This window comes from Amycolatopsis mediterranei (assembly GCF_026017845.1).
Classification (GTDB): Bacteria; Actinomycetota; Actinomycetes; order Mycobacteriales; family Pseudonocardiaceae; genus Amycolatopsis; species Amycolatopsis mediterranei.
Map to the genome: position 1 here is coordinate 5,469,716 of NZ_CP100416.1, position 25,050 is coordinate 5,494,765.

At 71.2% G+C, this 25,050-nt stretch carries 30 protein-coding genes; 14 read left to right on the forward strand and 16 right to left on the reverse strand.

Annotation, left to right across the window (positions count from 1 at the left end; translation table 11 throughout):
• Positions 1-177: 177 nt before the first annotated feature.
• Entirely contained in the window at positions 178-1,389 is a 1,212-nt protein-coding gene (locus tag ISP_RS24570) for an FAD-dependent monooxygenase (RefSeq protein WP_013226545.1), read from the reverse strand.
• Positions 1,390-1,466: 77 nt separating this feature from the next.
• On the opposite strand from ISP_RS24570, the gene ISP_RS24575 reads away from it, so the two are divergent.
• A complete protein-coding gene (locus ISP_RS24575; RefSeq protein ID WP_013226546.1) occupies positions 1,467-2,000 on the forward strand; it encodes a TetR/AcrR family transcriptional regulator in 534 nt (177 codons plus the stop codon).
• A gap of 93 nt (positions 2,001-2,093) precedes the next feature.
• On the forward strand, positions 2,094-2,588 hold the full coding sequence (locus ISP_RS24580; RefSeq protein WP_013226547.1) for a pyridoxamine 5'-phosphate oxidase family protein: 495 nt from the start codon (positions 2,094-2,096) through the stop codon (positions 2,586-2,588).
• On the opposite strand, the gene ISP_RS24585 is transcribed toward ISP_RS24580, so the two are convergent.
• Genes ISP_RS24585 through ISP_RS24595 form a run of 3 tightly spaced genes read right to left on the reverse strand, consistent with a single transcriptional unit; the run spans position 2,585 to position 5,003 of the window.
• Positions 2,585-4,225: an acyl-CoA dehydrogenase family protein gene (locus tag ISP_RS24585; protein ID WP_013226548.1), complete on the reverse strand. Its 1,641-nt coding sequence runs from the start codon at positions 4,223-4,225 to the stop codon at positions 2,585-2,587. The genes ISP_RS24580 and ISP_RS24585 overlap by 4 nt on opposite strands.
• Positions 4,209-4,814, reverse strand: a complete 606-nt coding sequence (locus ISP_RS24590) for a TetR/AcrR family transcriptional regulator (RefSeq protein WP_013226549.1) — start codon at positions 4,812-4,814, stop codon at positions 4,209-4,211. The genes ISP_RS24585 and ISP_RS24590 overlap by 17 nt, the downstream gene beginning before the upstream one ends.
• 33 nt (positions 4,815-4,847) lie before the next feature.
• Entirely contained in the window at positions 4,848-5,003 is a 156-nt protein-coding gene (locus tag ISP_RS24595) for an SRPBCC family protein (RefSeq protein WP_176742085.1), read from the reverse strand.
• Positions 5,004-5,028: 25 nt separating this feature from the next.
• Here ISP_RS24595 and ISP_RS24600 point away from each other — a divergent pair, with 25 nt between their 5' ends.
• Entirely contained in the window at positions 5,029-5,268 is a 240-nt protein-coding gene (locus ISP_RS24600; RefSeq protein ID WP_013226550.1) for a hypothetical protein, read from the forward strand.
• On the opposite strand, the gene ISP_RS24605 is transcribed toward ISP_RS24600, so the two are convergent.
• Positions 5,269-5,832, reverse strand: a complete 564-nt coding sequence (locus ISP_RS24605; protein WP_013226551.1) for a helix-turn-helix domain-containing protein — start codon at positions 5,830-5,832, stop codon at positions 5,269-5,271.
• Positions 5,833-5,874: 42 nt separating this feature from the next.
• Here ISP_RS24605 and ISP_RS24610 point away from each other — a divergent pair, with 42 nt between their 5' ends.
• From ISP_RS24610 to ISP_RS24630, 5 genes are all read left to right on the forward strand, one after another.
• Complete coding sequence (locus ISP_RS24610) at positions 5,875-6,390, forward strand: GNAT family N-acetyltransferase (protein ID WP_013226552.1); 516 nt, start codon at positions 5,875-5,877, stop codon at positions 6,388-6,390.
• A gap of 32 nt (positions 6,391-6,422) precedes the next feature.
• Positions 6,423-6,869: an SRPBCC domain-containing protein gene (locus tag ISP_RS24615; RefSeq protein WP_013226553.1), complete on the forward strand. Its 447-nt coding sequence runs from the start codon at positions 6,423-6,425 to the stop codon at positions 6,867-6,869.
• Complete coding sequence (locus tag ISP_RS24620) at positions 6,866-7,210, forward strand: ArsR/SmtB family transcription factor (protein ID WP_013226554.1); 345 nt, start codon at positions 6,866-6,868, stop codon at positions 7,208-7,210. The genes ISP_RS24615 and ISP_RS24620 overlap by 4 nt, the downstream gene beginning before the upstream one ends.
• 2 nt (positions 7,211-7,212) lie before the next feature.
• The gene (locus ISP_RS24625; protein WP_013226555.1) at positions 7,213-7,653 is read left to right on the forward strand and encodes an SRPBCC family protein; all 441 of its coding nucleotides are present in this window, start codon (positions 7,213-7,215) and stop codon (positions 7,651-7,653) included.
• A gap of 545 nt (positions 7,654-8,198) precedes the next feature.
• Positions 8,199-9,179 carry a tyrosine-type recombinase/integrase gene (locus tag ISP_RS24630; RefSeq protein WP_013226556.1) on the forward strand — a complete coding sequence of 327 codons (981 nt, stop codon included), beginning with the start codon at positions 8,199-8,201 and terminating at the stop codon, positions 9,177-9,179.
• A 148-nt stretch (positions 9,180-9,327) separates the two neighbouring features.
• Here the strand turns inward: ISP_RS24630 and ISP_RS24635 are convergent, their stop codons facing one another.
• Positions 9,328-9,708 carry a hypothetical protein gene (locus tag ISP_RS24635; protein ID WP_013226557.1) on the reverse strand — a complete coding sequence of 127 codons (381 nt, stop codon included), beginning with the start codon at positions 9,706-9,708 and terminating at the stop codon, positions 9,328-9,330.
• Positions 9,709-9,774: 66 nt separating this feature from the next.
• Between ISP_RS24635 and ISP_RS24640 the strand changes: the two genes are divergently transcribed.
• A complete protein-coding gene (locus ISP_RS24640) occupies positions 9,775-10,566 on the forward strand; it encodes a glycerophosphodiester phosphodiesterase (protein WP_013226558.1) in 792 nt (263 codons plus the stop codon).
• A 3-nt stretch (positions 10,567-10,569) separates the two neighbouring features.
• On the opposite strand, the gene ISP_RS24645 is transcribed toward ISP_RS24640, so the two are convergent.
• On the reverse strand, positions 10,570-11,235 hold the full coding sequence (locus tag ISP_RS24645; RefSeq protein ID WP_013226559.1) for a transglycosylase family protein: 666 nt from the start codon (positions 11,233-11,235) through the stop codon (positions 10,570-10,572).
• 242 nt (positions 11,236-11,477) lie between these two features.
• Here ISP_RS24645 and ISP_RS24650 point away from each other — a divergent pair, with 242 nt between their 5' ends.
• From ISP_RS24650 to ISP_RS24660, 3 genes are all read left to right on the forward strand, one after another.
• Complete coding sequence (locus ISP_RS24650; RefSeq protein ID WP_013226560.1) at positions 11,478-12,878, forward strand: MFS transporter; 1,401 nt, start codon at positions 11,478-11,480, stop codon at positions 12,876-12,878.
• Positions 12,879-12,899: 21 nt separating this feature from the next.
• Positions 12,900-13,661, forward strand: coding sequence for a thymidine kinase (locus ISP_RS24655; protein WP_034285024.1), 762 nt, complete (start codon positions 12,900-12,902; stop codon positions 13,659-13,661).
• Positions 13,662-13,886: 225 nt separating this feature from the next.
• A complete protein-coding gene (locus ISP_RS24660) occupies positions 13,887-14,234 on the forward strand; it encodes an RNA polymerase-binding protein RbpA (RefSeq protein ID WP_003081521.1) in 348 nt (115 codons plus the stop codon).
• 227 nt (positions 14,235-14,461) lie between these two features.
• Here the strand turns inward: ISP_RS24660 and ISP_RS24665 are convergent, their stop codons facing one another.
• Positions 14,462-15,070 (reverse strand): NUDIX domain-containing protein, encoded by a 609-nt coding sequence (locus ISP_RS24665; RefSeq protein WP_176742084.1) that lies wholly within the window; start codon positions 15,068-15,070, stop codon positions 14,462-14,464.
• A 48-nt stretch (positions 15,071-15,118) separates the two neighbouring features.
• On the opposite strand from ISP_RS24665, the gene ISP_RS24670 reads away from it, so the two are divergent.
• Positions 15,119-15,868: a DeoR/GlpR family DNA-binding transcription regulator gene (locus tag ISP_RS24670; RefSeq protein WP_013226563.1), complete on the forward strand. Its 750-nt coding sequence runs from the start codon at positions 15,119-15,121 to the stop codon at positions 15,866-15,868.
• Here ISP_RS24670 and ISP_RS24675 read toward each other — a convergent pair.
• Genes ISP_RS24675 through ISP_RS24690 form a run of 4 tightly spaced genes read right to left on the reverse strand, consistent with a single transcriptional unit; the run spans position 15,801 to position 20,642 of the window.
• Complete coding sequence (locus tag ISP_RS24675; protein WP_014467152.1) at positions 15,801-16,604, reverse strand: PIG-L deacetylase family protein; 804 nt, start codon at positions 16,602-16,604, stop codon at positions 15,801-15,803. The genes ISP_RS24670 and ISP_RS24675 overlap by 68 nt on opposite strands.
• Before the next feature lie 26 nt (positions 16,605-16,630).
• The gene (locus tag ISP_RS24680; RefSeq protein ID WP_013226565.1) at positions 16,631-17,398 is read right to left on the reverse strand and encodes a polyprenol monophosphomannose synthase; all 768 of its coding nucleotides are present in this window, start codon (positions 17,396-17,398) and stop codon (positions 16,631-16,633) included.
• Positions 17,399-17,424: 26 nt separating this feature from the next.
• Entirely contained in the window at positions 17,425-19,035 is a 1,611-nt protein-coding gene (gene lnt, locus ISP_RS24685; protein WP_013226566.1) for an apolipoprotein N-acyltransferase, read from the reverse strand.
• Between the two features lie 11 nt (positions 19,036-19,046).
• A complete protein-coding gene (locus tag ISP_RS24690) occupies positions 19,047-20,642 on the reverse strand; it encodes an amidohydrolase (protein WP_037374403.1) in 1,596 nt (531 codons plus the stop codon).
• Positions 20,643-20,762: 120 nt separating this feature from the next.
• Between ISP_RS24690 and ISP_RS24695 the strand changes: the two genes are divergently transcribed.
• Positions 20,763-22,154 carry a KamA family radical SAM protein gene (locus tag ISP_RS24695; protein ID WP_176742083.1) on the forward strand — a complete coding sequence of 464 codons (1,392 nt, stop codon included), beginning with the start codon at positions 20,763-20,765 and terminating at the stop codon, positions 22,152-22,154.
• A 328-nt stretch (positions 22,155-22,482) separates the two neighbouring features.
• Here ISP_RS24695 and ISP_RS24700 read toward each other — a convergent pair whose 3' ends face one another.
• From ISP_RS24700 to ISP_RS24715, 4 genes are all read right to left on the reverse strand, one after another.
• The gene (locus ISP_RS24700; protein ID WP_013226569.1) at positions 22,483-22,683 is read right to left on the reverse strand and encodes a hypothetical protein; all 201 of its coding nucleotides are present in this window, start codon (positions 22,681-22,683) and stop codon (positions 22,483-22,485) included.
• A gap of 365 nt (positions 22,684-23,048) precedes the next feature.
• Positions 23,049-23,432, reverse strand: a complete 384-nt coding sequence (locus ISP_RS24705; protein ID WP_230468330.1) for a hypothetical protein — start codon at positions 23,430-23,432, stop codon at positions 23,049-23,051.
• Between the two features lie 49 nt (positions 23,433-23,481).
• Positions 23,482-24,492: a GlxA family transcriptional regulator gene (locus ISP_RS24710; protein WP_013226571.1), complete on the reverse strand. Its 1,011-nt coding sequence runs from the start codon at positions 24,490-24,492 to the stop codon at positions 23,482-23,484.
• A gap of 125 nt (positions 24,493-24,617) precedes the next feature.
• A complete protein-coding gene (locus ISP_RS24715) occupies positions 24,618-25,019 on the reverse strand; it encodes a winged helix-turn-helix transcriptional regulator (RefSeq protein WP_230468331.1) in 402 nt (133 codons plus the stop codon).
• Between the last annotated feature and the right edge of the window lie 31 nt (positions 25,020-25,050).

Below are 25,050 nucleotides of genomic sequence, written 5' to 3' on the forward strand. Positions count from 1 at the left end.
GGGCGAGTCCGGGGCCCGGTGGGAGGGGTGCCCCCGGGCGGGGGGGCGGGGGGGGGGGGGGGGGGGGGGGGGCCGGCCCCCCCCCCCCCCCCCCCCCCCCCGCCCGGTTTCCGCCGGTGACCGATACCCCCGCTGTCGAAGCTGGAGGGGGCTCCAACCACGGGGCCCCCTCCAGCGTCAGACCGCCGCCTGCACCGCGTAATCCTTGACCTGCATCGCATCGTGCATGCGCACGCCGCCGGTGTTGAGCTTCGCGATCGCCCGCGTCACCCCGGCCGGCAGCGCCGAGACCAGCTGGCCGCCCCGGGCCAGCGCCCACACCCCGGCGCGCGAGGCCGGGATCAGGCTGCGCGCCGCGCCGGTGGCGAAGGCGCGGCTGCGGCGCACCAGCTCACCCATCTCCCGCTCGTAGGCGGCGAAAGCGCGTTCGTGGTCTCCGTGCGCCGCGGCCAGCTCCCCGGCCAGGACGTACGCGCCGAGCACCGCGAGGCTCGTGCTTCCCCCGACGGCCGGGCCGGGGCAGTAGCCGGCGTCGCCCACGAGCGTCACGCGACCGCGGGACCAGGTGGCCATCCCCAGCTGGGTGATCGAGTCGAAGTAGAACGGGCCGCCCCCGTCGAGCCCGGCCAGCCAGCCGTCGACCTGCGGGTGCATCCCGGCGAAGGCTTCGCGCAGCAGCTCCTTCTGCCGCGGGACGTCCCGGTGGTGGTAGTCGAGTGGCTCGGCCCGGCGGAACAGGAACACCGCGCGCGCGTCGCTCATGTGCCGGGCGCTGTAGAGGGAGGCGGTGCGCCCGGCGCCGAGGTGGGTGACGGCTTCCCCGTCGAGCCCGAGGGTGTCCGGCAGCGACAGCACCGCCAGGTACGCGCCGATGAACGTCGTCAGCCCGGCCTCTTCCCCGAAGACCAGGCGCCGGACGTTCGAGTGCAGCCCGTCGGCACCGACGACGAGGTCGAACCGGCGCGGCCGGGCGTGCTCGAAGGTGACCTCGCCGTCGGGGGAGAGGGCGGTGATCGAGTCGCCGAAGAGGTACTCGACGTCTTCGCGGCCGGCGTCGTAGTAGATCTCGCTGAGGTCGTCGCGCATGACCTCCACGTGCCGGTCGGAGGTGGCCTGGAAGACCTTCGCCAGGTCCACCCGGATGGGCCGGCGGGCGCCTTCGCGGTGCACGGTCATCCGGGTCGTGCCGGTGGCGAGGGCTTCGACGCGGGGCAGCACGCCCATCCGTTCGGTGATGTCCATGGCCGGGCGGAAGAGGTCGACGGCGTGGCCGCCGGTCTTGCGCAGGGCCGGCGCGCGTTCGACGACGGTGACGTCGAAGCCGTGGCGGGTGAGCCAGTACGCCAGCACCGGGCCGGCGATGCTGGCGCCGGAGACGAGAATCCGCATGAGTACCTCCCTGACTTAACGGTAGGTAAGTTGTACCACAGATCCTTACCTATCGTTAAGTCAGTTATGCTGGGCGCGTGCCGAAGCCCTCCGACACCAAACAGCGCATCCTCGACGTCGCCCGCGAGCTGTTCACCAGCCAAGGCGTCCAGCGCACCAGCCTGCAGGACATCGCCGACCGGCTCGGCATCACCAAACCCGCGCTCTACTACCACTTCCCCTCGCGCGAAGACCTGGTCCGCAGCATCGTCCAGCCCCTGCTCGACGACGGCGAGAAATTCCTCCTCGACCAGGAAGCCCGCGGCGACGCGCCGGTGCGCGAGCTGATCGAAGGCTTCTTCGACTTCAACCACCGCCACCGCGCCGACGTCGTCATGCTGCTGGCCGAGATGCCGACCCTGGCCGACCTCGGGCTCATCGACCGCGTCCTGGGCTGGCGGACCCGGCTCACCGAGCTGATCTGCGGCCCGGCACCGACCCTCGAACAGCAGGCCCGGGCCATCCTGGCCCTCGGCGGCCTGCAGGACGTCTGCATGCAGTTCCCCGACGTCCCCGTCGCCGACCTCAAGGCCGCCGCGGTCGCCGGCGCGCTCGACGCCCTCGGCCGCTGAAGTCGTTTCGCCGGCGCGTGTCGAGAACGCGCCGGCAGCTTCGTCCCCGGGGTGTCAGCGACCCCTCAGGCCGCCCCGGAGAAGGAGACGACCATGCTGCCGAACGAAATCGCCGAGGTCCTCGACAAGCCGCTCAGCCGCGAACTGCTCGCCCGCGACCTGACCCGGCTCGCCTACGTCGCCAAGGACGGCACCCCGCGCTCGATCCCCATCGCCTTCACCTGGAACGGCGCGGAGATCGTCCTGTGCACGACGAAGAACTCCCCGAAGCTGCCGTCCCTGCGCGCCAACCCCGCCGTCGCCCTGACCATCGACACCGAAGTGCACCCGCCCAAGATCCTCCTCGTCCGCGGCCGCGCCGAACTGGACGTCGTCGACGGCATCCCGGAGGAGTTCCTGCAGATGAACGGCAGCTACGAGATGACCCCCGAGCAGCGCGTCGAATGGGAACGCGAGGTGCGCTCCCTCTACGACGGCATGGTCCGGATCGTCATCACCCCGACGTGGGCCAAGCTGATCGACTTCGAGACCACCCTGCCCAGCGCGGTCGAGGAACTGGCCCGGCAGCGGGCCGAGCGGGTCGGCTAGCGAACCGCGGCGCGTTCGATGATCGCTCCCGTGTCGACGCCGGCCGGGAGCGTCCCGAACGCGATGCCCCAGTCACCGCCGAACCGCGACGCGCAGAAGGCATCGGCGACCGCCGGGTGGCCGTGGCGGACCAGCAGCGATCCCTGCAGCACCAACGCCATCGCCTCGACCAGCCGCCGCGCCCGGTACTCGATGCCGTCGAGGTCGGTCAGCTCCTTGCGCACGCGGTCCACGGCGTCGTCCAGCCGGGCGTCGCCGCCCGCGGCCCGCTCGACCTCGGCGAAGAACGCCGCGACCGACTCCGGCTGCCGGCCCATCGCGCGCAACGCGTCCAGCGCGGCGACGTTGCCCGAGCCCTCCCAGATCGACGACAGCGGCGCCTCCCGGTACAGCCGCGGCATCCCCGACTCCTCGACGTACCCGTTGCCGCCGAAGCACTCCAGGGCCTCGGCCGCGTGCACCGGCGCCCGCTTGCACACCCAGTACTTCGACACCGCCAGCCCCAGGCGGCGGAACGCCTGCTCCTGCGCGTCGCCGCGCCGGTCGCCCGCCGCGGCCAGCCGCATCGCCACCGTCGTCGCCGCTTCGGACTCGAGCACCAGGTCGGCCAGGACGTTCGCCATCAGCGGCTGGTCCACCAGCGCCTTGCCGAACGCGCGCCGGTGCGTCGCGTGGTGCACCGCGCGGACCGCACCCAGCCGCATGCCCGACGCACTGCCCAGCGTGCAGTCCAGCCGGGTGTTGTTGACCATCTCGATGATCGTGCGGACCCCGCGACCCTCCTCGCCGACCAGCCAGCCGACCGCATGGTCGTACTCGATCTCCGACGACGCGTTCGACCGGTTGCCGAGCTTGTCCTTCAACCGCTGCAACAGGATCCCGTTGCGCGAGCCGTCCGGCAGGACGCGGGGGAGCAGGAAGCACGACAGCCCGTTCGGCGCCTGCGCCAGCGTCAGGAACATGTCGCACATCGGCGCCGAGGTGAACCACTTGTGCCCGACCAGGGTGTAGCTGCCGTCCGACCGCGACACCGCCGACACCGACGGCGTCGCGGTCGTCGTGTTCGCCCGGACGTCCGAGCCGCCCTGCTTCTCGGTCATCGACATGCCCGCGAGCAGGCCGCGCTTGGTGGCCGGGTCCCGCAGCCCGAAGTCGTACTCGGTCGCCGCCAGCAGCGGCTCGTACCGTGCCGCGAGCTCCGGGTTCGCGCGCAACGCCGGAACCGCCGCGTACGTCATCGAGATCGGGCAGCTGTGCCCGGCTTCCACCTGGCCCCAGACGTAGAACTTCGCCGCCCGCGCCGCGTGCGCGCCCTCGCGCGGGTCCTGCCACGGCGTGCCGTGCAGACCGTGGCCCGTCGCGACCCGCATCAGGTCGTGCCAGTGCGGGTGGAATTCGACCTCGTCGATCCGGTTCCCGTACCGGTCGTGGGTGCGCAGCACCGGCTCGTTCTCGTTGACCAGCCGGCCCCACTCCTGCGCCTGCTCGGTCCCGGCCAGCCGGCCCAGCTCGTGCAGCTCCGCCGCCGCCCAGCCCGCCCCGGCGCGCTCGAGCCCGGCCAGCAAGGCCGGATCGTCGGCGACGTCGTGGTCGGCCAGCGGCGGGACCTGGTTGGTGACCTCATGCGTGGCGGGCATCGGAACCTCCTAGAGCGCGCAGGATGAACGTGCGAAGCTCGGCGACGTCACCGGCGTTTCCGCTGGTCAACGGACCGATCAGGACTTCCGCGGCCGCGCCGACCAGCGCGGCGGCGGTGAGCCGCCCGTCCTGGGGCGGCAGCACGCCGTCCCGGACCCCGGCGGCGACGTGCTCGGCGATGACCTCGGTGTAGGCCCGGCGGAACTCCAGCCGCTCGACGTCGATGAGCGCATCGACCGGCTCGATGAGCAGGGCATACGCCTGCTTGGGCGCCTTGAGGGCACGCTGGGCGAACGTCTCCACGGCGGCCAGGACCCGCTCGGCCGGTTCCCCCGCTTCCGCCGACGCCGCCCGGACCGCCTCGACCTCCCGCGTCACGACCTGCCGGAACACGTGCACGACGAGGTCGGCCTTGGTGGGGAAGTGCCGGTACACGCTGCCGACGGCAACCCCGGCCCGCTCGGCGACCGCGGCGACGGAGCAGCCGCTGTAGCCGTGTTCGGCCAGCTGACGCGTCGCGGCGGCGACGATCGTCTCGCGCTGGGCGTCGAGGCGTTCCTGCACCTTCGGGGTGCGGCGGTAGGGCACGTCAAGAAGTGAAGCACTGATTCATTGCTTCAGTCAACGCTCGAGCAGCCGCTTCGCGCCCCGCACCTCAGCCTCGACATCGGCCCGCAGCCTGCGCCGCAGCACCGGCTCCACCAGCCAGCGCAGGGGAGCGCGGAACCCGAACGCGAGCTGCCGCCGCACCTGGATCCCGCCATCCGCCGGATTCACCGGCTTCCCCGAGCTGTTCGAGCAGATGTGGCAGGGCGTCGTCGCCACCGTCTACCGCCGCGGCACCGAGTGGATCACCACCCTGCGGGACCAGGGGAGAGCCGCGGTGACCGACCCCGAAGCCACCGCCGCGGTCCTCGTCGCGTCCCTGACCTACTACCCGATCCTCGACGTCCTCATCGGACACACCCCGGGCGGCCTCGCGCCGGACCGTTTCCTTGGCGCCTGGCTCGAATCCGGCGTCGCCGCCCTGCGGCTCACCTGATCACGTACCCCGCTTCACCAGCGCCACCAGGTACCGGCACGCCACCGTCCCCGGGTTCACGAACACGCAATCCGCCGCCGGCCCCAGCTGCAGGCAATCACCGGCGGCCAGCTCGTGCACCTGCGCGCCCTCGTGGAACCGCAGATGCCCGGCCAGCACCCAGATCTGCTGGTGCAGGAACGCATACGTCCCCGACATCAATGGCACCTCCACTCCCGGCGGCAGCTCCACCTCCACCAGCTCCAGCGGACGACCCGCCGCGGGGGAGACCGACCGCCGCCGGTAGCCGGTGTCCGGATCCACCCACACCGGCTGCTCCGCCGCCCGCGCCAGCCGGCGCTCGTCACCCTCGGCCCGCGCGATCAGCTCCGACAGCGTCAGGCCCAGCGCCGCCGACAGCTTCGCCAGCAACGCCGCCGTCGGCTGCACGTCACCCCGCTCGATCTTGCCGATCATCGCCCGCGACACCCCCGACCGGTCGGCGAGCGCCGCGGCCGAGAGACCTTGCGACGTCCGGGCGGCGTGCACCGTGGCGGCCAAGCGGGCAGTCAGGGGATCGGTCATAACTTGGATACTATACGAGCCACTGCGGCTACCATATGAGCCATGATCCGACACGCCACCACCGAAGACGCCGCCGCCTGCGCCACCCTCTACGCGCCCTACGTCACCGACACCGTCGTCTCCTTCGAAACCGAACCACCCGACACCGCCGAAATGGCCCGCCGCATCGCCGGCGCCCACGCCTGGCTCGTCCTCGAAGACCACGGCCGCGTCGCCGGATACGCCTACGCCACCCGCTTCGCCGCGCGCGCCGCCTACCGCTGGTCCTGCGAAACGAGCATCTACCTCGAACAAGGCCGCCGCCGCACCGGCGCCGGCCGCGCCCTCTACGAAGCACTGCTCGAACGGCTGCGCGAACGCGGCCTCTGCCGCGCCTTCGCCGGCATGACCTTGCCGAACGACGCCAGCGCCGGGCTCCACCGCGCCCTCGGGTTCGAACCCGCCGGCGTCTACCGCCGCGTCGGCTGGAAACACGGCGCCTGGCGCGACGTCGCCTGGGTCCAGAAAGACCTTCACGCAACCGACGGTTGCACATCTGGTCCCAGCGAGCTAACGTGACACGCAACCGAACGTTGCACAAGGAGCTCCGCATGGACCACGGCACCCTCGAACGCGAAATCCACATCGACGCCAACCCCGACGTAGTCTTCGACGTCGTCAGCAGCCCCGAACACCTCCGCGAATGGTGGCCCGACGAAGCCGAATACCCCGCCGAACCCGGGGAAGCGGGCCGCATCGGCTTCGGCGGCTCCTGGGTCCAGTTCACCGTCGTCGACGCCATCCCCCCGAAACACTTCTCCTTCCGCTGGGCCCACGCCGAAGGGGAGACCGCCGCCACCGGCAACTCGTTCCTCGTCGTCTTCGAACTCGAACCCGACGGCACCGGCACCCGCCTCCGGATGACCGAAACCGGCTTCCGCGAACGCGGCTGGGACGAAGCCAAGATCGCCGCCGAATACACCGACCACGCCACCGGCTGGGACCACTTCCTGCCCCGCCTGCACACCTACGCCGCCGAAGTCGGAGCCACCCGGTGACCACCGCCGTGGACGACGACCTCTGGTCGGCCGTCGGCGACCCCACCCGCCGCCGGATGCTCGACCTGCTGCTCAACGAGGGGAGTGGCACCGCGACCAGCCTCAGCGAACACCTGCCCGTGACCCGCCAAGCCGTCGCCAAGCACCTCGCCGTCCTCGATCGCGCCGGGCTCGTCCACGCCCACAGCGCCGGCCGCGAAAAACAGTTCCGCGTCGACGAAGACCAGCTCGCGCGCGCCGTCGCCCAGCTCACCGACGTCGGCACCGCCTGGGACGCCCGGCTCCGCCGCATCAAGCGCATCGCCGAGACCATCGAAAAAACCATCGAAAGGAAACAGTAGAAATGGACATCCTGCACCGCATCGGCATCCACAACGCCAGCCCGGACCAGGTCTACGACGCGATCACCACGATCGACGGCCTGGCCGGTTGGTGGACCGAGAAGACCGTCGGCGACACCGAACCCGGCGGCGTCATCGCCTTCCGCTTCATCCCGGGCGGCTTCGACATGAAGGTCCTCGAACTCGAGCCGGGCCGGCTCGTCCGCTGGGAAGTCGTCGACGGGCCACCGGAGTGGATCGGCACGACGATCCGCTGGGAGCTCGAGCAGCGCAGCGACTACACGATCGTCCTGTTCAAGCACGAAGGCTGGCGCGAGGCGGGCGAGTTCATGCACCACTGCAGCACGAAGTGGGCGATCTACCTGATGAGCCTCAAGCAACTCGTGGAGACCGGGGAGGGCGCTCCGGCACCGCGGGACGTGATGATCAGCGACTGGCACTGACGTTACTTGACATAATGTACATTATCGGCGTTTGGTGACACGCTGACCGAGAGGCTGGGAGGGGCGCCGAACCCCGGGAGCCGAACCTGCCTTGACTGCGCGACAGGTTCGCTTCATCAGGACGGCTCCTGCGGCGGTTTCCACGGAGACTCGGCCGGGACCGTCGATCAAAATGAGCCCTCAGAAGGCCGAGAGCATCCCCTGAGGGTCTCGAGCCCGAGGTCCGGTCACCCGACCTCAAAACGTCACGGTGACGAAATAGGCCAGGGTTATCTGGTGCAAAGTCGTCGTGCACTGCGGTTGGTGACGTCGGATTCGTGGCGCTGACTGTCTCATGGCCGCCCGGCGCCACGTGAGCCAGTGTCGAACATGTGTGCGCATGCCCCGCACTTCGGTGCGAAGGGGCCTCAAAGGCCTAGAACGGCCTCCCGGAGAAGTCCGTGTCCCCCAAGGGGTAGTTCCTGGGCCATCCCGGCGTTTCATGCATAATGGCAATTATGCATGAAACGCCGGGTCCGGGCCCGGCCACGGAAACTGTCGGTGGTGTGCGGTACAAGATCCACATGAAGGTTTCCGAGGCCCAGCAAGCCTTCTTCGCCGCCCGTCGGCCTCGCAAGGACTCGCCGCACACCACCGACGCCTACCGCCGGGATCTGGCCGGCATCACCACTCTCCTGGTTTCGGAGCTCGGCCGTCCGGCCGAGGACCTGGAGGTCGCCGACCTCACCGGGCCTGCGCTGCGGTCGGCGTTCGGCGCGTTCGCCGACGGGCACGCGAAGAGCTCGGTGCTGCGGGCGTGGTCGACGTGGAACCAGTTCCTCACGTTCTGCGTGGCGGACGGTCTGCTGGCGGGCAATCCGATGGGGGCGGTGGCGCGGCCGCGGACGCCGGCGTTGACACCGAAGCCGTTGCGGGGCGAGGAAACCCCGGAGCAGCTGCTGTCGGCGGCGGCCGCGGGTTCGCGGCGCGCGCGGGATCCGTGGCCGGAGCGCGACGTGCTGGTGATCGCGCTGGGGCTGGTGGCGGGGTTGCGGGCGGCGGAGATGCGGGCGCTGTCGGCGCGGTCGCTGGTGGGGCGCGCCGGTGAGCTGCGGTTGCACGTGAAGGGCAAGGGCAGCCGGGATCGGTCGATTCCGGTGCAGCCGGTGCTGGCGGAGCTGATCGAACGGTACCGGGAGTCGTGCCGGGTGCGGTTCCCGAATGTGCGGTTCTCCCCTGGTTCGCCGTTGTTGCTGGATCGGGCGGGTGAGCCGATCGGGCGGGGGGCGCTGGAGTACCTGGTGAAGTCGTGTTACCGGGGTGCGGGGTTGCACGACCGGGTGCCGGCGGGGGCGAATCTGCACGCGTTGCGGCACACGTTCGCGACGCGGCTGGCGGAGGACGGGGCGACGGCGTCGGAGATCATGGCGTTGCTGGGGCACGCGAGCTTGGCGACGAGCCAGAACTACATCGAGGCGACGGGCCGTGAGCAGCGGGCGGCGGCGGCGAGCAACCGGACGTATCGGGCGTTGGACGGGCTGGGCTGAGTACCGCGATGGACGACACGCGTGCTTGAACAGACGACACGCGTGCCTGGAGGGACGACACGGCGGCGGGGGCCGGTGCGGTCGTGTCGTCCGGTTGAGTACGCGTGTCGTCCGTCGGGGTACCCGTGTCGTCCGGGTGGGTACGGGGTCAGCGGAGTTGTTCGAGGTCCTTGGCCGCGCGGGCGATTTCGGCGGCGAGGCCGCGTAGCTCGCGGGTGTCGGCGCCGTCGTCGGCGGCGGTGACGATGTCTTCCGCGGCGCACCGGAGCTGGAAGAGGCGGTCTTGGAGGGCGGCGATCTCGGTGTCGGACAGGACCACTGCGTCCTCGGGGAGTCCGCTTCGCTGGAGTGCGGTGCGGCGTTCGTAGGCGCGCTGGCGGCAGGATTGGCCGCAGTAGCGGCGGCGGCGGCCGACGTTGCCGCCTTCGGGGAGGCGTCGTCCGCACCAGCCGCAGTGCTTGGGGGCGCCTCGGCGGGCCGGGGCGAGTTCGATCGTGGTCGGCTGGGTCAGTTCGGCGGCTTCCCTCACCCGGGAGACCCTAGCTGGCCACCGTTTGCTCATGCCGGGGTCATGGCGGAAGGGCACACTTGGGGGATGCACGCGTCGTTCCCGTACCTGGCTGATCCGGTCCCCCGTGCGTTTGCCCACCGGGGGTGGCACCTCGGTGAGCTCGAGGGGCTGGAGAACTCGTTGCCGGCGTTCCGGCGGGCGTGTGCGGAGGGGTACCGGTACCTCGAGACGGATGTGCACGCGACGGCGGACGGTGTGGTGGTGGTGCACCACGACCCGGATCTGGATCGGACCACCGATGGCTCGGGGGCGATCGCGGCGCAGACGTGGGAGCAGCTGAAGGGGGTCAAGGTCGGTGGGAAGGCGCCGTTGTCGCGGCTGGAGGACGTGCTGGAGGAGCTGCCGGACGCGCGGTTCAACGTGGATGTGAAGGCCGATCGGGCGGTGGAGCCGTTCGTGCGGGTGCTGGAGCGCATGCAGGCGTTCGACCGGGTGGCGGGGGCGGCGTTCTCGGATGCGCGGCTGGTGCGGTTGCGGAAGCTGGCGGGGCCGCGGCTGGTGACGGCGATGGGTCCGCGGTCGGCGTTCGCGTTGTGGGTGCGGGGGCGGTTGCCGTTGTTGCCGCTGGGGCGGCTGGTGCTGGGGGCGATGGCGCAGGTGCCGGTGCGGCAGGGGGCGTTGCGGGTGGTGGACAAGGCGTTCTTGTCGATCGCCGGGCGTTCGGGGATCGAGGTGCACACGTGGACGATCGACGATCCGGCGGAGATGCGGATGCTGCTGGATCTGGGGGTGCACGGGATCGTGACGGATCGGCCGGATCTGTTGCGTGAGGTGCTGATCGAGCGGGGTAAGTGGCGGCAGTCGCAGGAGCCGTGATGGTCAGCGAGGGGGTTTGCCGGTCCAGGCGGCTTCCCAGGTTTTGGGGCCGAGGAGGCCGCTGTCGTTGATGCCGTTGGCGCGCTGGAGGTCGAGGACGGCGGTGCGGGTCTTTTCGAGGTAGCAGCCGGTGCCGGTGAAGCCGTAGCCGAAGGCGTTCATGCGGAGCTGGAAGGTTTTGAGCGGGTCGGCGCAGTCGCCGTAGCGGTAGACGACGCCGGGCCAGGCGGGTTTGGGGCCGCCGGGGCCCGGGGGTGGGGCCGGGAGGCCGCCGCCGATGTAGGCGGATTCGGTGTAGGTGGGGACGCGTTTGCTGCGGGCGTCGGCGTCGGCGGGGAGGTTGAGCATGCCGGCGCACTGCCAGGGTTGCCAGCCGCGCATGCGGTAGAGGTAGAGGGCGCGGTAGTCCTGTTCGGCGGGGGTGGCCTGGTCGGGGCGTCCTTGGCCGCCGACGCTGCGCCAGGTGGGCAGGTCGAACTGGTAGGCGCCGTAGTAGCCGTTGCCGGTGTTGGTGGCGTAGCGGCCGCTCGATTCGCACATGCGGAGCTTGGCCCAGGTGCTCGACGCGGGGTCGGCGGAGGCGGCGGCCGGGGCGGTGAGCGGCAGACCCATGGCGACGATGGCGAGGAGCAGGGTTCTCGCTACGGTGCGTCGACGGTTCTGGATCATGGGTGCACAGTAGGAGCGTGTCCCACTGACCACAACAGACACGATAGGCGCTCCAGCCTCACATGAAACGGCGTTCGCTTTTGCCGGCGACACGCCGTGGGGGTCAACCGGGTGCTGCGGCGGGCCGGCGGATGATCACGAGGCGACGAACCGGACACGGTTTCGGTGGTGCGGTCTCGGGGGTCGCGGTGCCCCGTAGTCTCCGCGCTGACCTGGACGTTCTCGAGGTGAAGGAGCCGTGGATGACGCTGGCCGGGACGCGCTCGACCAAGCGCGAGCGCTGGGGCTGGTATTTCTACGACTGGGCGAATTCGCCGTTCTATTCGTCGACGACGACGGTGTTCGGGGCGCTGTCGATGAGCTCGATCGCGGCGGCGGACGCGAAGGCGAACATCACCCTTAACGGGGACCGTGCGTGCCTGAACGCGGCGGGTGGGACGGACACGCTGCACAACTGCGACGTGACGTTGTTCGGGCTGCAGTTCCCGGCCGGTTCGGTGTGGGGTTACCTGCTGTCGGTGGCGACGGTGGTGCAGGTGCTGGTGCTGCCGATCGCGGGTGCGGTGGCCGACCGCAGCCACAACAAGCGGCGGATCCTGGGTGGCTTCGCGTTCCTGGGCGCGGTGGCCGCGGCGGCGATGTACTTCTTCTCGGGGTCGCATTGGCAGCTGGGTGCGGTGCTGTTCATCGTGGCGAACATCGGTTACGGGGGTTCGCTGGTCGTCTACTACTCGTTCCTGGTCGACATCGGCGGGCCGGACGAGCGGGACGGCATTTCGGCGAAGGGCTGGGCGTTCGGGTACCTGGGTGGCGGGCTGGCGCTGGCGTTGCAGCTGGTGTTCTACCTGAAGCACGATCTGTTCGGGGTGGACCAGGGGCCGGCGGTGCAGATCTGCTTCCTGACCTCGGGGTTGTGGTGGGCGGCGTTCACCTTCCCGGCGGTGCGGCGGCTCCCCCGCCGGCACGTGCCGGTCGACGTCGCGCCGGGGCGTTCGGTGTTGCGGGCGGGGTTCTCGGAGCTGTGGCGGACGCTGGTCGCGGCGAAGGCGTATCCGTTGACGCTGGCATTCCTGGGCAGCTACCTGGTCTTCACGGACGGGATCAACACGGTGGTGACGGTGTCGGCGCAGTACGGCAAGGACGAGCTGGGGTTCGGCAACGAGGTGCTGATCGTCACGATCCTGGTGATCCAGTTCGTGGCGTACCTGGGTGGGACGCTGCACGGGCTGGTGGCGCGGCGGGTCGGGGCGAAGCGGACGATCCTGGGCAGCCTGGTGGTGTGGATCGCGGTGCTGGGCGGGGCGTACTTCGTGCAGCCGAAGCAAATGCTGCAGTTCCTGGCGGTGGCGGTGGGGATCGGGCTGGTGCTGGGCGGGACGAACGCGCTGTCGCGGTCGCTGTTCAGCCAGATGATCCCGGCGGGCAAGGACGCGCAGTACTACTCGCTCTACGTGGTGGGTGAGCGTGGGACGTCGTGGCTGGGGCCGCTGGTGTTCGCCGGGGTCGGGCAGGTGACGGGGTCGTTCCGGCTGGCCATCGTGGCGCTGGTGGTCTTCTTCGCGGCCGGGCTGGTGCTGGTGTGGCTGGTGCCGGTGCGGCGGGCGATCGTGGCGGCGGGCAACCGTCCGCCGGAGGTTCTGTAGCCACCGATAGGGTCGGGCGTCGTGACCTTGCTCAACGACGCCGCCGGCCCTGATCCCACCGATGCCCTGTCGTCGGTTCCCGCGGCCGGTTCGCGCCGTGGGACGCCGCCGGTGGGCAGGCTGAAGTTCTGTTACGGGCCGATGGACTGCGGGAAGTCGACCCTGGCGCTGCAGATCGACCACAACCACGCGCGGCAGGGCCGCCGGGGGCTGGTGCTGGTGCGCCACGACCGGTCGGGTGCGCCGCAGATCTCGAGCCGGATCGGGCTGACCCGGCAGGCGGTGGAGGTCGGTGAGGACACCGACGTGCGTGACCTGGTGCGGCAGGAGTGGGCGCAGGGGCGGCACGTGGACTACGTGGTGGTGGACGAGGCGCAGTTCCTCTCCCCCGGTCAGGTCGACCAGCTGGCGGAGCTGGCCGACGAGGTCGAGATCGACGTCTACTGCTTCGGGATCGCGACGGACTTCCGGAGCCGGTTGTTCCCGGGAGCCGCTCGTCTGTTCGAACTGGCGGACGAGTTGCAGCCGGTTCAGGTGGAGGTGCTGTGCTGGTGCGGGCTGTCCGGGCGGTTCAACGCGCGGGTGGTGGACGGCGAGGTGGTGCGCGAGGGCGATACCGTCGTGGTGGCAGATACCGAACAATCCGTAGTTGAAACTTCAGCTTCAGCACGTTTTGAGGCCGAATTCGCTACGGTGCGTTATCAGGTATTGTGCCGCCGCCACTTTCGATCGGGTGACTTGGGACCGGTTACTGCCCATCACGGTCAGTTACGGTTGACCTGAGCGAGACCCGAGTAGCCCATCCGGGGGATATCAGCACTAAGAAGGCCGTATTGACGTCACGCCGGAGCGCGAAATGCCTCCTACTAGGAGAAGCTGATGCAGGCGGGTGACGCAGCTCATCGTGAGCAACGACATGGTGTCCCGGGAATCCTCCGGGGGCCCCGGTCGTTGCATAGGGTGAGCAACACCCTGGCTCCACCCCGGAGCTGACTGAAAGGACCCATCATGGCCGACCGTGTTCTTCGTGGAAGCCGGCTGGGAGCGGTCAGCTACGAGACCGACCGCAACCACGACCTCGCCCCACGCCGCACCGTGCGCTACGCCTGCCCGAAGAACCACGAGTTCGAGGTGCCGTTCTCCGACGACGCCGAGATCCCGACGGTCTGGGAGTGCCGCCTGCACGGCAGCGAATCGGAGATCGTCGATGGCGGGCAGCCCGAGCAGAAGAAGGTCAAGCCGCCGCGCACCCACTGGGACATGCTGCTCGAGCGGCGCACGATCCCCGAGCTCGAGGATCTGCTCAACGAACGTCTCGCCGAGCTGAAGGGCCGCCGCACCTCCCGGTCGGCGTGACCCACCCGGCTTCGGCCTCGTAGCCCAAGCTCCCACCACAACGGAAAGGCCCCCGCGACCTCCCCCCGCGGGGGCCTTTCGCATGCCCGGAAGGTCGGCCCACGTACCCAGAGGGTTGGCGTACCGGAACGGTCGGGCCGCCCGCCCGATCCCTCGGTGTCCGGGCCGACCGTCTGGGTACGTGAGCCGACCCCTCAGGCACGCGAGCCGACCCTCCGGGTACGGGCTTAGGCCGGGCGGAAAGGGCCGTGCAGGGCCGCCCACTGCAGCAGCATGATCGTCTTGGCGTCGGCGATCTCGCCGGTTCCGATCATGGCCAGGGCCTTGGTGAACGGGAGCTCGAGGACCTCGATGTCTTCGCCTTCCTCCGCGATGCCGCCGCCTGCGCCGCGGTCGGCGGGGTCGTAGGGCGCCGCGTAGCAGTGCAGGCGCTCGGTGACCGAGCCCGGGCTCGTGTAGACGTCGAACACGTGCTCCAGTGCGCCGATCCGCACACCTGTCTCCTCTTGCGCCTCCCGCCGGATCGCCGTTTCCGGGTCGTCGGCGTCCAGCAGACCGGCCGCGGTCTCCACGAACATGCCGTCCGGGTGGTCGTTGACGTAGACCGGGTAGCGGAACTGGCGGGTCAGCAGGACCGTGCCGCCCTCGAGGTCGTAGAGCAGCACCGTGGCGCCGTTGCCGCGGTCGTAGGTCTCGCGCTGCTCGGTCGTCCAGCGGCCGTCGCCGTGCCGGTAGTCGAACGTCGTGCGGCGCAGCACGTACCAGGCCGACGAGAGCAGCTCCACTTGGGTGACCCGGACCCGCGGGTTGCGGGACAGGCTTGTCGAAGAGGTCATGCCGCGACCATAATGTGTACGAGTCGGCAGAAACAAGGAGGAACGTGCATGCTGGTCGGGGAACGCCGTGAACTGCTGCTCGCCCGGCTCGCCGCCGACGGCAAGGTCCTGGCCAAGGACGTCGCGGCCGAGCTGGGGGTTTCCGAGGACAGCATCCGCCGCGACCTGCGCGACCTCGCCGCGGCCGGGCTCTGCCAGCGCGTCTACGGCGGCGCGCTGCCCGTCTCCCCCGCCCTCGCCGACTACTCGAGCCGGACGTCCATCGCCGTCGGCGGCAAGGACCGGGTCGCCACGGTGGCCGCCGCGCTGGTGCGGCCCGGCTCCACGGTCATCCTCGACGGCGGCACGACCACGCTGGCCCTCGCGAAGGCCCTCCCCGAAGACCTCGAGGCCACCGTCGTCACGCACAGCCCGACCGTCGCCGTCGCCCTGCTCGGCCACCCCGGCATCGAGGTGTTCCTGCTGGGCGGCCGGTTGTTCCGGCACTCCGCGGTCACCTGCGGCGCGGCCGCGGCCGAGGCCGCCCAATCGATCAGCGCCGACGTCTTCCTGCTCGGCGTCACCGGTGTCCACCCCGAAGCCGGGCTGACCACCGGCGACGCCGACGAAGCCGCGATGAAGCGCACCCTGGCCCGGCGCGCGGCCGACACCTACGTGCTGGCCAGCGCCGAGAAGCTGGGCGCGGCGTCACGGTTCACCGTGCTGCCCTTCGGCGACATCGCCGGGATCATCACCGACGCCGACGACCAGAACGTGCAGGAACTGGCAAACCAGGGCGTGCCGATCCTGCGGGCGTGACCTCGGCGTACCACTCGCGGCCGGCCACCAGTCCGAACAGCGGTGCCGGCAGCCAGACGAGCAGCCGCAGCACCGCCGAAAGCCGTCCGCGGCCGCGGACGTCCGACACGTGCGCGGCCAGGGCCGCCTGCTTGCGCGCGGCGAACCGCCGCACGTCGAACCGGTGAGTGATGGCCGAAGCCGGACTGTAAGCGTGCTCGAGCGCATCGACGTCGTATTCGAACGGGATGCGCAGCGCCCGGACCACCCGCACGAACCGCAGCGCGAAGTCGCGGGGCAGGGTGGCCTCCAGCAGCCGCGTCCCGGTCAGCCGGGCGGCCCGGCGGGCCACTTCGTGCACCTTCACGTGGTCGCGGTGCCCGTAACCGCCGCCGGCGTCGTAGCCGAGCAGCAGGTCGGCGCGCTCCTCCTGCAGCAGGGCCGCGAGCCGGTGCGCGGCTTCCTCGGTGTCCGCGCGGGCGAAGCGCTGCCGGCCGGGCGGGTCCGCGTACAGCTCCGGACCGTGGCCGCTGTCGGCGTACCCCAGGTGCACGACCCGCCGGACGCCGAGGATGGCCGCGGCGGCCTCCAGCTCGGCCCAGCGCGGCGTCGGGTGCTCGGCGGCCATGCCGTCGGTGGCCACCACGACCACCACCCGGTGCCCGTCGGCCGCGGCACGGGCGAGCGTGCCGCCGCTGAGCAGGACCGGGTCGTCGGCGTGGGCGTGGAAGGCCACGATGGTCGTCACCGGCCCCATGATGGCCCAGAACGGAGGAAAACGGCTCAGGCGCGCTTGACGAGCTTGCGCAGCTGGTGCCAGCGGCGCTCGACGCCCCACTTGGCCACCCGCAGGAATGCCTCGCGGATGATCGAGCCGCTCATCTTCGACTCGCCGATCTCGCGCTCGGTGAAGGTGATCGGGACCTCGACGATCTCGAAGCCGGCGTCGGCCGTGCGGATCGTCAGGTCGATCTGGAAGCAGTAGCCGTGCGAGTTGACCTCGTCCAGAGCCAGCTTCTCCAGCACCGGGCGGCGGTAGGCGCGGAAGCCCGCGGTGATGTCGCGGGTGCGCATGCCCAGCGCGATCTGCGAGTAGATGTTGGCGCCGCGGGAGAGGATCTGGCGGTTCACCGGCCAGTTCACGACGCTGCCGCCCGGCACGTAGCGCGAGCCGATCGCCAGGTCGGCGTCACCGACGGCGTCGAGCAGGCGGGGCAGGTCCTCCGGGGCGTGCGAGCCGTCGGCGTCCATCTCGACGATCGTGTTGTACTCGCGCGCCAGGCCCCAGCGGAACCCGGCGATGTAGGCGGCGCCGAGGCCGGCCTTCTCGGTGCGGTGCAGCACCTGGATGTGGTCGTCGGCGGCCGCGCGCTCGTCGGCGAGCTCGCCGGTGCCGTCCGGGCTGCCGTCGTCCACCACGAGCACATGCACGTCCGGGAGTGCCTTGCGCAGGCGATCCAGGATCGGGCCGAGGTTCTCCCGCTCGTTGTAGGTCGGGATCACCACCAGCACCGGCTCGATTCCCCGGGCCCCCCGCGGCGCCTGCGACATCCGTGCTCCTCCGATATCCGCGGCGGTCAGTCCGCCGTTTCCCCTGCCGTGCCGGCGCTGGTGCGCCGGGTGCGAAAACGGAGTACGAGCCCACCGGCCACCCCGGCGATCGCCAGAGCCAGCAGCCCGTACTCCGTCCACGCACCTAGTCGATCCGACAGCGTAGTCTGCGTCCGCAGCGGCACGCGCCCGACCAGGGAATCCGCCGTGAAAAGGCCCGTTGAGCTGGTCACCGTCCCGTCGGGCGCGACGATGGCGCTCACCCCGGAGACCGCCGACACCACGACGGCGCGGCCGTGTTCGACCGCCCGCAGCCGGGACATGGCCAGCTGCTGCACGCTCATTTCGCTGCGGCCGTACCAGGCGTTGTTGGTCGGCACCACGAGCAGTTCGGCGCCGTCGCGCACGGCGTCGCGGGCCGGGTAGTCGAACGCCGTCTCGTAGCAGATGAACACGCCGACCTTCGTGCCCGCGGCGGGCATGGTCTGGTTCGCGCCGTCGCCGGGGACCATGTCGACGGTCTCGGAGTCGAGGAACGGCGTGACGAGCTGGGCGACCTTGCGGGCCGGGACGTACTCGCCGAAGGGCACCAGCTGCTGCTTGGCGTAGCGCGCGCCGGGCCCGGTGCGCGGGTCCCAGGCGATGACGGAGTTCTGCAGGTGCCCGTCCGGGAGCCGGTAGATCGCCCCGATCAGCGCCGGGACGCCGAAGTTCGCGACGAGCTGGTCGACCTCCAGGTCCGGGCCGGTGACGGTGGTGGCGCTCTCCGGCCACACCAGCAGGTCGGGCTGGGGCACCTTCCCGGCCCGGACGGCCGCGAGCAGCCGCCGGCTCTCGGCGATGGTGTTGTCGCGCAGCACGGTCCGCTGCCCCTGCAGCGCGAGCCCGATGTCCGGCGCGTTGCCCTGGACGGTCGCGACGGTGCGCTCGCCGTCCTGCGCGCCGGTGCCGATCGCCGGCCACAGCGCCAGGCCCGCGACGACGGGCAGCAGCGCGGCGAGGGCGGCGAAGGTCACCGGCCGCGTGAGTTTGCGCACGTCCCACAGACGGGCGGCGAGGGTGGCCAGGCCGAAGCCGGTGAGGACGACGGCCAGGCCGACCAGCGGGGCGCCGCCGATCGAGGCGAGCGGCAGGAACGCGCCTTCGGGCTGGCTGAAGGCGACGCGGCCCCACGGGAAGCCGCCGAAGGGGAACCACGCGCGCGGCGTCTCCAGCGCGATGAACACCAGCGCACCCCACAGCGGCGCGGCCGGCAGCCGGGACACCAGCGTGATCAGGCCGCCCGCCAGGCCGTGGTAGAGCGCCAGCGCGAACGACAGGCCCAGCCACGGCCAGGGGCCGAAGTCGGGGCCGAGGAAGTCCAGCAGCCAGGTCAGCAGCGGGAGGAAGAACACGAACCCGAACGCGAAGCCGTAGCCGAAGCCGGCCCGGAAGCGGCGTCCGCGCAGCACGAGCGCCAGCCCGGCGAAAGCCAGCGGCGCGAGCCACCACAGCGGGCGCGGCGCGAAGCTCAGGTAATAGGCGAATCCGGACACCAGCGCCGCGGCGGTGCGCAGCACCCAGGCCGGGGGGAACCGCCGCGTGCGGGCGTGCTGGTGCGGGGCGCCCGGTTCGGGGTCCGCCACGGTGACTGCCACAGCCGAGAACTCTAGGTGATGGCGTCGTGGAGGACGGCACCCGCGCGGACCGTGCGCAGGCACCGCGGGAGGGTGGCGTCCGGTTCGAGCCGGGGCAGCGGCGGCACCCCGGCCCGCGGGTCGGTGGACCAGCGCTGCACGCGGCTGTCCGGGGTGGCCACGACGAGGTCGGTGGCGTCCCAGATCGCGTAGTGCGCCGGCGCGCCCGGGACGAGGCTGCCGGTGACGCCGTCGTTGACGCCGGCCGCGCGGTGCCCGGCCCGGGTGTGGGCGGTGAACGCCGCCCGCGGGGACAGCCCGGCGCCCGGCGTCCGGTGGTAGGCCGCGGCGCGGACGCTCGCCCACGGGTCGAGCGGGGTCACCGGTGCGTCGGAGCCGAAGGAGAGCAGGACACCTTCGGCGGCCAGGGCCGAGAAGGGGTTGAGGCCGGCCGCGCGGTCCGCGCCGAGGCGTTCGGCGTACATGCCTTCCGGGCCGCCCCAGAGCGCGTCGAACAGCGGCTGCACCGAGGCGACCACGCCCCAGCCGGCCAGCTGCTTGGCCTGCTCGGCGGTGACCATCTCCAGGTGTTCGAGCCGGTGGTGGCGGGCGGCCAGGGCACGCTGCCCGACCTCCTTCTCCGCCAGCCGGAAGCCTTCGACGACTTCGGCGGCCGCGGCGTCGCCGATCACGTGGAAGCCGGCCTGCAGCCCGGCTTCGGTGCAGGCGGTGAGGTGCCCGGCGATCCGGTGGGCGTCGAGGTAGAGCGTCCCTGCGCCGGGGTGGTCGGCGTAGGGCCGGGTCAGTGCGGCGGTGTGGGAGCCGAGGGCGCCGTCGACGAACAGGTCGCCGGCCAGGCCGCGGGCCCCGAGTTCGCGGGCGGTTTCGACGGCGCCGAGCTCGCCCCAGTACCCGACGACCTCGGGCGTGTCCGGGCCGGTGAGGGTGAGGAGGGCGGCGAGGTCGTCGCGGCCGGAGATGTCCGGGCCGGCGCATTCGTGGACGCTGACGATGCCTTGTTTGGCGGCCTCGGCGAGGAAGGCGCGCTGGGCGCGTTCGCGCTGCTCGGGGGTGATGGCGGCGCGCACGGCCGCGCGGACGGCGTGGTGGGCGGCGCGGGTGAGCGGGCCGTCGGGCGACCAGCCGTCGGCGGCGCGGGCGGCCGGGGCCAGCTCGACCAGGGCGGTGGAGACGAGCGCGGAGTGGACGTCGACGCGGCTGAGGTAGACGGGCGCGCCCCCGGCGGCGGCGTCGAGCTCGGTGCGGCTGGGCAGGCGCGGGTCGGTCCAGGTGGTCTCGTCCCAGCCGTGGGCGAGCAGGGCCTGCCCGGGGCTGACGGCGTCGCGCACGCGGGTCAGCAGGTCGGCGGCGCCGCGGACACCGGTGAGGTCGAGGCCGGTCAGGTGCAGGCCGGTGGCGGTGGCGTGGACGTGCGCGTCGACGAACGCGGGGGCGACGAAGGCGCCGTGGAGGTCGACGATCTCGGCGTTTTCGTGGAGGGCGCGGGCCGGGGCGTCCTGGCCGACCCAGACCACGGTGCCGCCGGTGACCGCCATCGCCGTGGCGTCGGGACCGGCGGGGGTGTAGATGCGCCCGCCGAGCAGGAGCGTCGTGTGTTCGTCCGTCACGCCCCTGAGTCTGCCTCCTTGGTCCACGTGGGGGACAGCGACCCAGCAGGCAGGAAGATTTACTCCGTGAGAACGTTATGACAGGATATTTTAACGCGTTCCCGACGACTAGGAGTACAAGTGACTGCGATCCAGGAACCTGTGACGCCTGCCGCCGCCTTCGACCAGCCCTACGAGTACGCCCGCGCCGAGCTGGTGGAACCCGACTGGCGCCGCTTCCCCGGCTGGCACGACGTGACCGAGGCCGAGTGGCGCGACGCGCAGTGGCAGCGGGTGCACTGCGTCCGCAACGCCAAGCAGCTGCGCGCCCTGATGGGCGACCTGCTGGAGGAACGCTTCTACGACGACCTGCTCGCCGACCAGCGCGAGCTGGCCACGATGTCGATGCTGCTGCCCCCGCAGATGCTCAACACGATGGCCCCGACCGCGGGCACCGACCCGGCCAAGGTGACCGAGGCGTTCTACGCCGACCCGATCCGCCGCTACATGCTCCCGGTCCGCAGTGATCGTGACGCCACCTGGCCGAGCCACCCGCACTCCGAGCGCGACTCGCTGCACGAGGCGGAGATGTGGGTCGTGGAGGGCCTGACCCACCGTTACCCGACGAAGGTGCTGGCCGAGATGATCTCGACCTGCCCCCAGTACTGCGGCCACTGCACCCGGATGGACCTGGTCGGCAATTCGACGGAGACGGTCGAGAAGCACAAGCTGACGCTCAAGCCGGTCGACCGCCAGGACGCGATGATCGCCTACCTGAAGAAGACCCCGGGCGTCCGCGACGTGGTGGTCTCCGGCGGCGACGTGGCCAACGTGCCGTGGCCGCAGCTGGAGTCGTTCCTGATGCGCCTGATGGACATCGACACCGTCCGCGACATCCGCCTGGCGACGAAGGCCCTCGCGGCGCTCCCCCAGCACTGGCTCCAGCCGAAGGTCGTCGAAGGCCTCGAGCGAGTGGCGGTCACCGCCCAGCGCCGCGGCGTCAACCTGGCGATCCACACGCACGTCAACCACGCCCAGTCGGTGACCCCGCTGGTGGCGGAGGCGGCCCAGACGGCGCTGAACGTCGGGGTCCGGGACGTGCGCAACCAGGGCGTGCTGATGCGCGGGGTCAACGCGACGCCGGCAGCCCTGCTGGACCTCTGCTTTGCCCTGCAAGGGGAAGCGAACATCCTGCCGTACTACTTTTACATGTGCGATATGATCCCGAACGCCGAGCACTGGCGAGTTTCGGTGTGGGAGGCGCAGGAACTGCAGCACTCGATCATGGGGTACCTGCCGGGGTACGCGACGCCGCGAATCGTGTGCGACGTGCCTTATGTCGGGAAGCGGTGGGTGCACCAGCTGGCCGAGTACGACCGGGAGCTGGGGATCTCGTATTGGACCAAGAACTACCGGACCGGGATCGAGCATTCCGACCCCGAAGCCTTGCAGCGGCGATACCCGTACTACGACCCGATCTCCACCCTGCCCGAAGCCGGCCAGGCCTGGTGGAACACCCAGCCCCGGCCTTGACCAGGTAGCGACCTGATCCCCACGTGCGACGCGCCCTCTGCGGAACAATGGGTGCGCCGGCTGCACAGAGAACAATCGTGAGCCGGCGCACCCATTGTTCAACAAGGAGTCGGTCGCCTGCCGTAGTCGCATCGAGGCTCTCGAATCCGGCTTTGATCGCCTCGAGCGCCTCCTCGACGTTGCTGCCCGCCGGGAAATCTCGGCGACCACGTTCCCGGGCGTGCAGGCCTGCTGAAACCGCGCGGATCCGGGCTTGACCCCGCCCCTTGGGGCAGTCGAAGCCCGGATCCGCGAGCAGATCACCGCCCGCGCGGTCTTGTTCGGCCTGCTACGACCAGTCTGTGCAGCCGGCGTTGCAGCCGCGGGTGACGAAGCTGTCGACATGGCTGAAGGTCCCGGCGGTCCCCAGGTTGCCGACGAAGCCGTCGAATCGTCCCTGGGCGATGGCAGCGCCGGTTCGCTTGGTGATCTTCCATGTGCCGTTGTAGGCGCCTTGGCCGTCGGGCGTCCAGGTCCTGCACACGGTCACAGATCCACCTCCCGGCGGATTGTGGGTGCGGCACGCACTCCCCGTCGGCGATTGGAGCGAGGACCCGGCCGCCGGCGCGGCAGCGGCCACGCCCGCCCCTACGAACGTTCCCAGCACAGCCAACGTGGCAGAAGACAGCGCCAACGCGATTCGCCTGCTCATCCCTCATCCTTTCGGCCAGCGATCGCTCCTGGACGGGGTGATCGCACAGCCTCCACGCGCGGATCCGCAGTGCGGTTTAGTCAGCAATACCGGGCGGCGCCGGCCGGAACCCCGGGCCGGGGTTCCGGCCGGACGACGTGCCCGTGCGGCGAGCCACCGCAGTCACCGGGCACGCCGTCCCCCACCTGAGCCCCCGGCCTCGGTCAGTTGCGCGCCGTGCAGACGATTTCCGGTGCGTTGAAAGCACGTCCGCAGGCACGCCACGGCCCGCCGTACTGGCCGACCGTGCCCGTGTTCGCCGACGTGCCGCCGGCCGGAATGGTCCGGTAGCCGGTCACGGTGCCGCGCGCGCTGTCCAGCCAGACCGGATCGCCGGTGGCCCCGTTCGTGATCTGCCCGTGCCACCCGTTGTCGCACAACCAGAGGTGGATCACGCGGCCGTGCACCGACACGGAACTCACGGGCTGCCGGCAAGGTGCCGCCGCCGTCGACGCACTGGCGTTCGCGGTCACCGTCGTCCCGAGCAGACCGAGCAGGGCCATGCCGAACACGATCGGCATCTTCTTGACGAACATGATGCTTCCCACCCTTCGAATACTCCACCTGTGGAGAATCCCCTTGCCGCGACCGCGATCCCTAGTGCCGGTCGCCGGCGGATCCCCCGTGTTCGACAGTCTGGGTGGTGGGCCGATCGAGCGCCTCGGGCATGTCCGCCATCCTGCGAACCCTGTCCCCGGTGACCCCGTAGTGGTCGAGGAACGCCTGCCGCAGGACCTCCGCCGACCCGAACCCGCACCGGCGGGCGACCGCGGCCAGCGACAACTCGCTGCCCCGCACCAGGTGCGCGGCCGCCTCCGTCCGGGCGGCTCGCACCGCACGGGCCGGCGTCGTGCCCGCGTGGGTGACGAACAACCTCGTGAGGTGCCGCGGGCTGACCTGGGCCCGTGCCGCCAGCGCCGCCGGGCTCAGGTCGTCACCGGGGTGCGCGGCGATGTGCGCGAGCAGGTCGCGCACCAGCCGGTCACCCGGTGGCGGCGGGGCCAGGAACATGCTGATCTGCGCCTGGTCGGCCGGGCGCTGCAGGTAGGTCACCAGCTCACGGGCGACCTCGCGGGCCACCGTCGGGCCGTGGTCGGCCTCGACCAGCGCGAGGGTCAGGTCCAGCGCGCTGGTGACCCCGGCCGAGGTGTAAACGTTGCCGTCCTGGACGAAAAGCGGCGCCAGATCCACCGTCACCGCGGGAAAGTGCGCCGCCAGCAGGTCGCCGTACGCCCAGTGCGTGGTCGCCCGCCGCCCGTCCAGCAACCCCGCCGCGGCCAGCACGAACGCGCCGGTGCACACCGACGCGATCCGCCGGCTGCGCCGCGCGAGCCGCCGCACCTGCGTCAGCAGCCCGTCATCGGCCATCGCGGCCCGGGTCCCATGCCCGCCGACGACCAGCATCGTGTCGATCTGCCCGGTCACGGAAGCCAGCCGCCGCGCGCCGGTGAGCGCGATCCCCGACGAACTGCGCACGCCCCGCCCGGTCACCGTCGCCAGCTCGATCGCATACGGCGGCACGGCGCCGTGGCCGTTCGCGATCTCCAGCGCGCCGCTCGGACACGCCACGTCCAGGATCTGCGCATCGTTGTACGCGATGATCACCACACGTCGAGCCGCATCGACCCGCGTCACACCCGCCCCCCACCTCCGTCGTGTCGTCGCCCTGTCGAAGTCTCCCACTCCCGGCAAGGGCCGACTGGCCTTTCGGCACCTCCCGGCCCGCGCTCGGCCTAGACGACGGCGTCGGTGCAGCTCATCGCCGAGTCCGGGGCCGCCCCACTGCGGGTGCGCCGAAGGTGGGCTTCGCCCCAGACCCGGACTTCCTCGACGACGGGCAGGAGAGTCGTTCCGTAGGGAGTGAGCCGGTAGATGACGCGCGCCGGGACGGGTCCGGTCACCACGCGTTCGACGAGCCCGTCGGCTTCGAGCTCGCGCAGCTGTTCGACCAGGACCTTGGACGCGATCGGCGTGCCTCGGCGGCGGAGGCCGGCGAAGTGGCACTCGCCGTGGGCGAGCCAGTAGAGCAGGGTCAGCTTCCACTTCCCGCCGATCGCGGCGAACGCCGCGGCCATCGGACAGCCGGGCAACGGGTTGGGACGCGCGGGGTTACCTGCAGGTGCCTTCTTGTCCACGGCGGTGCTCCCTCGGATAGTCGGACCAAGA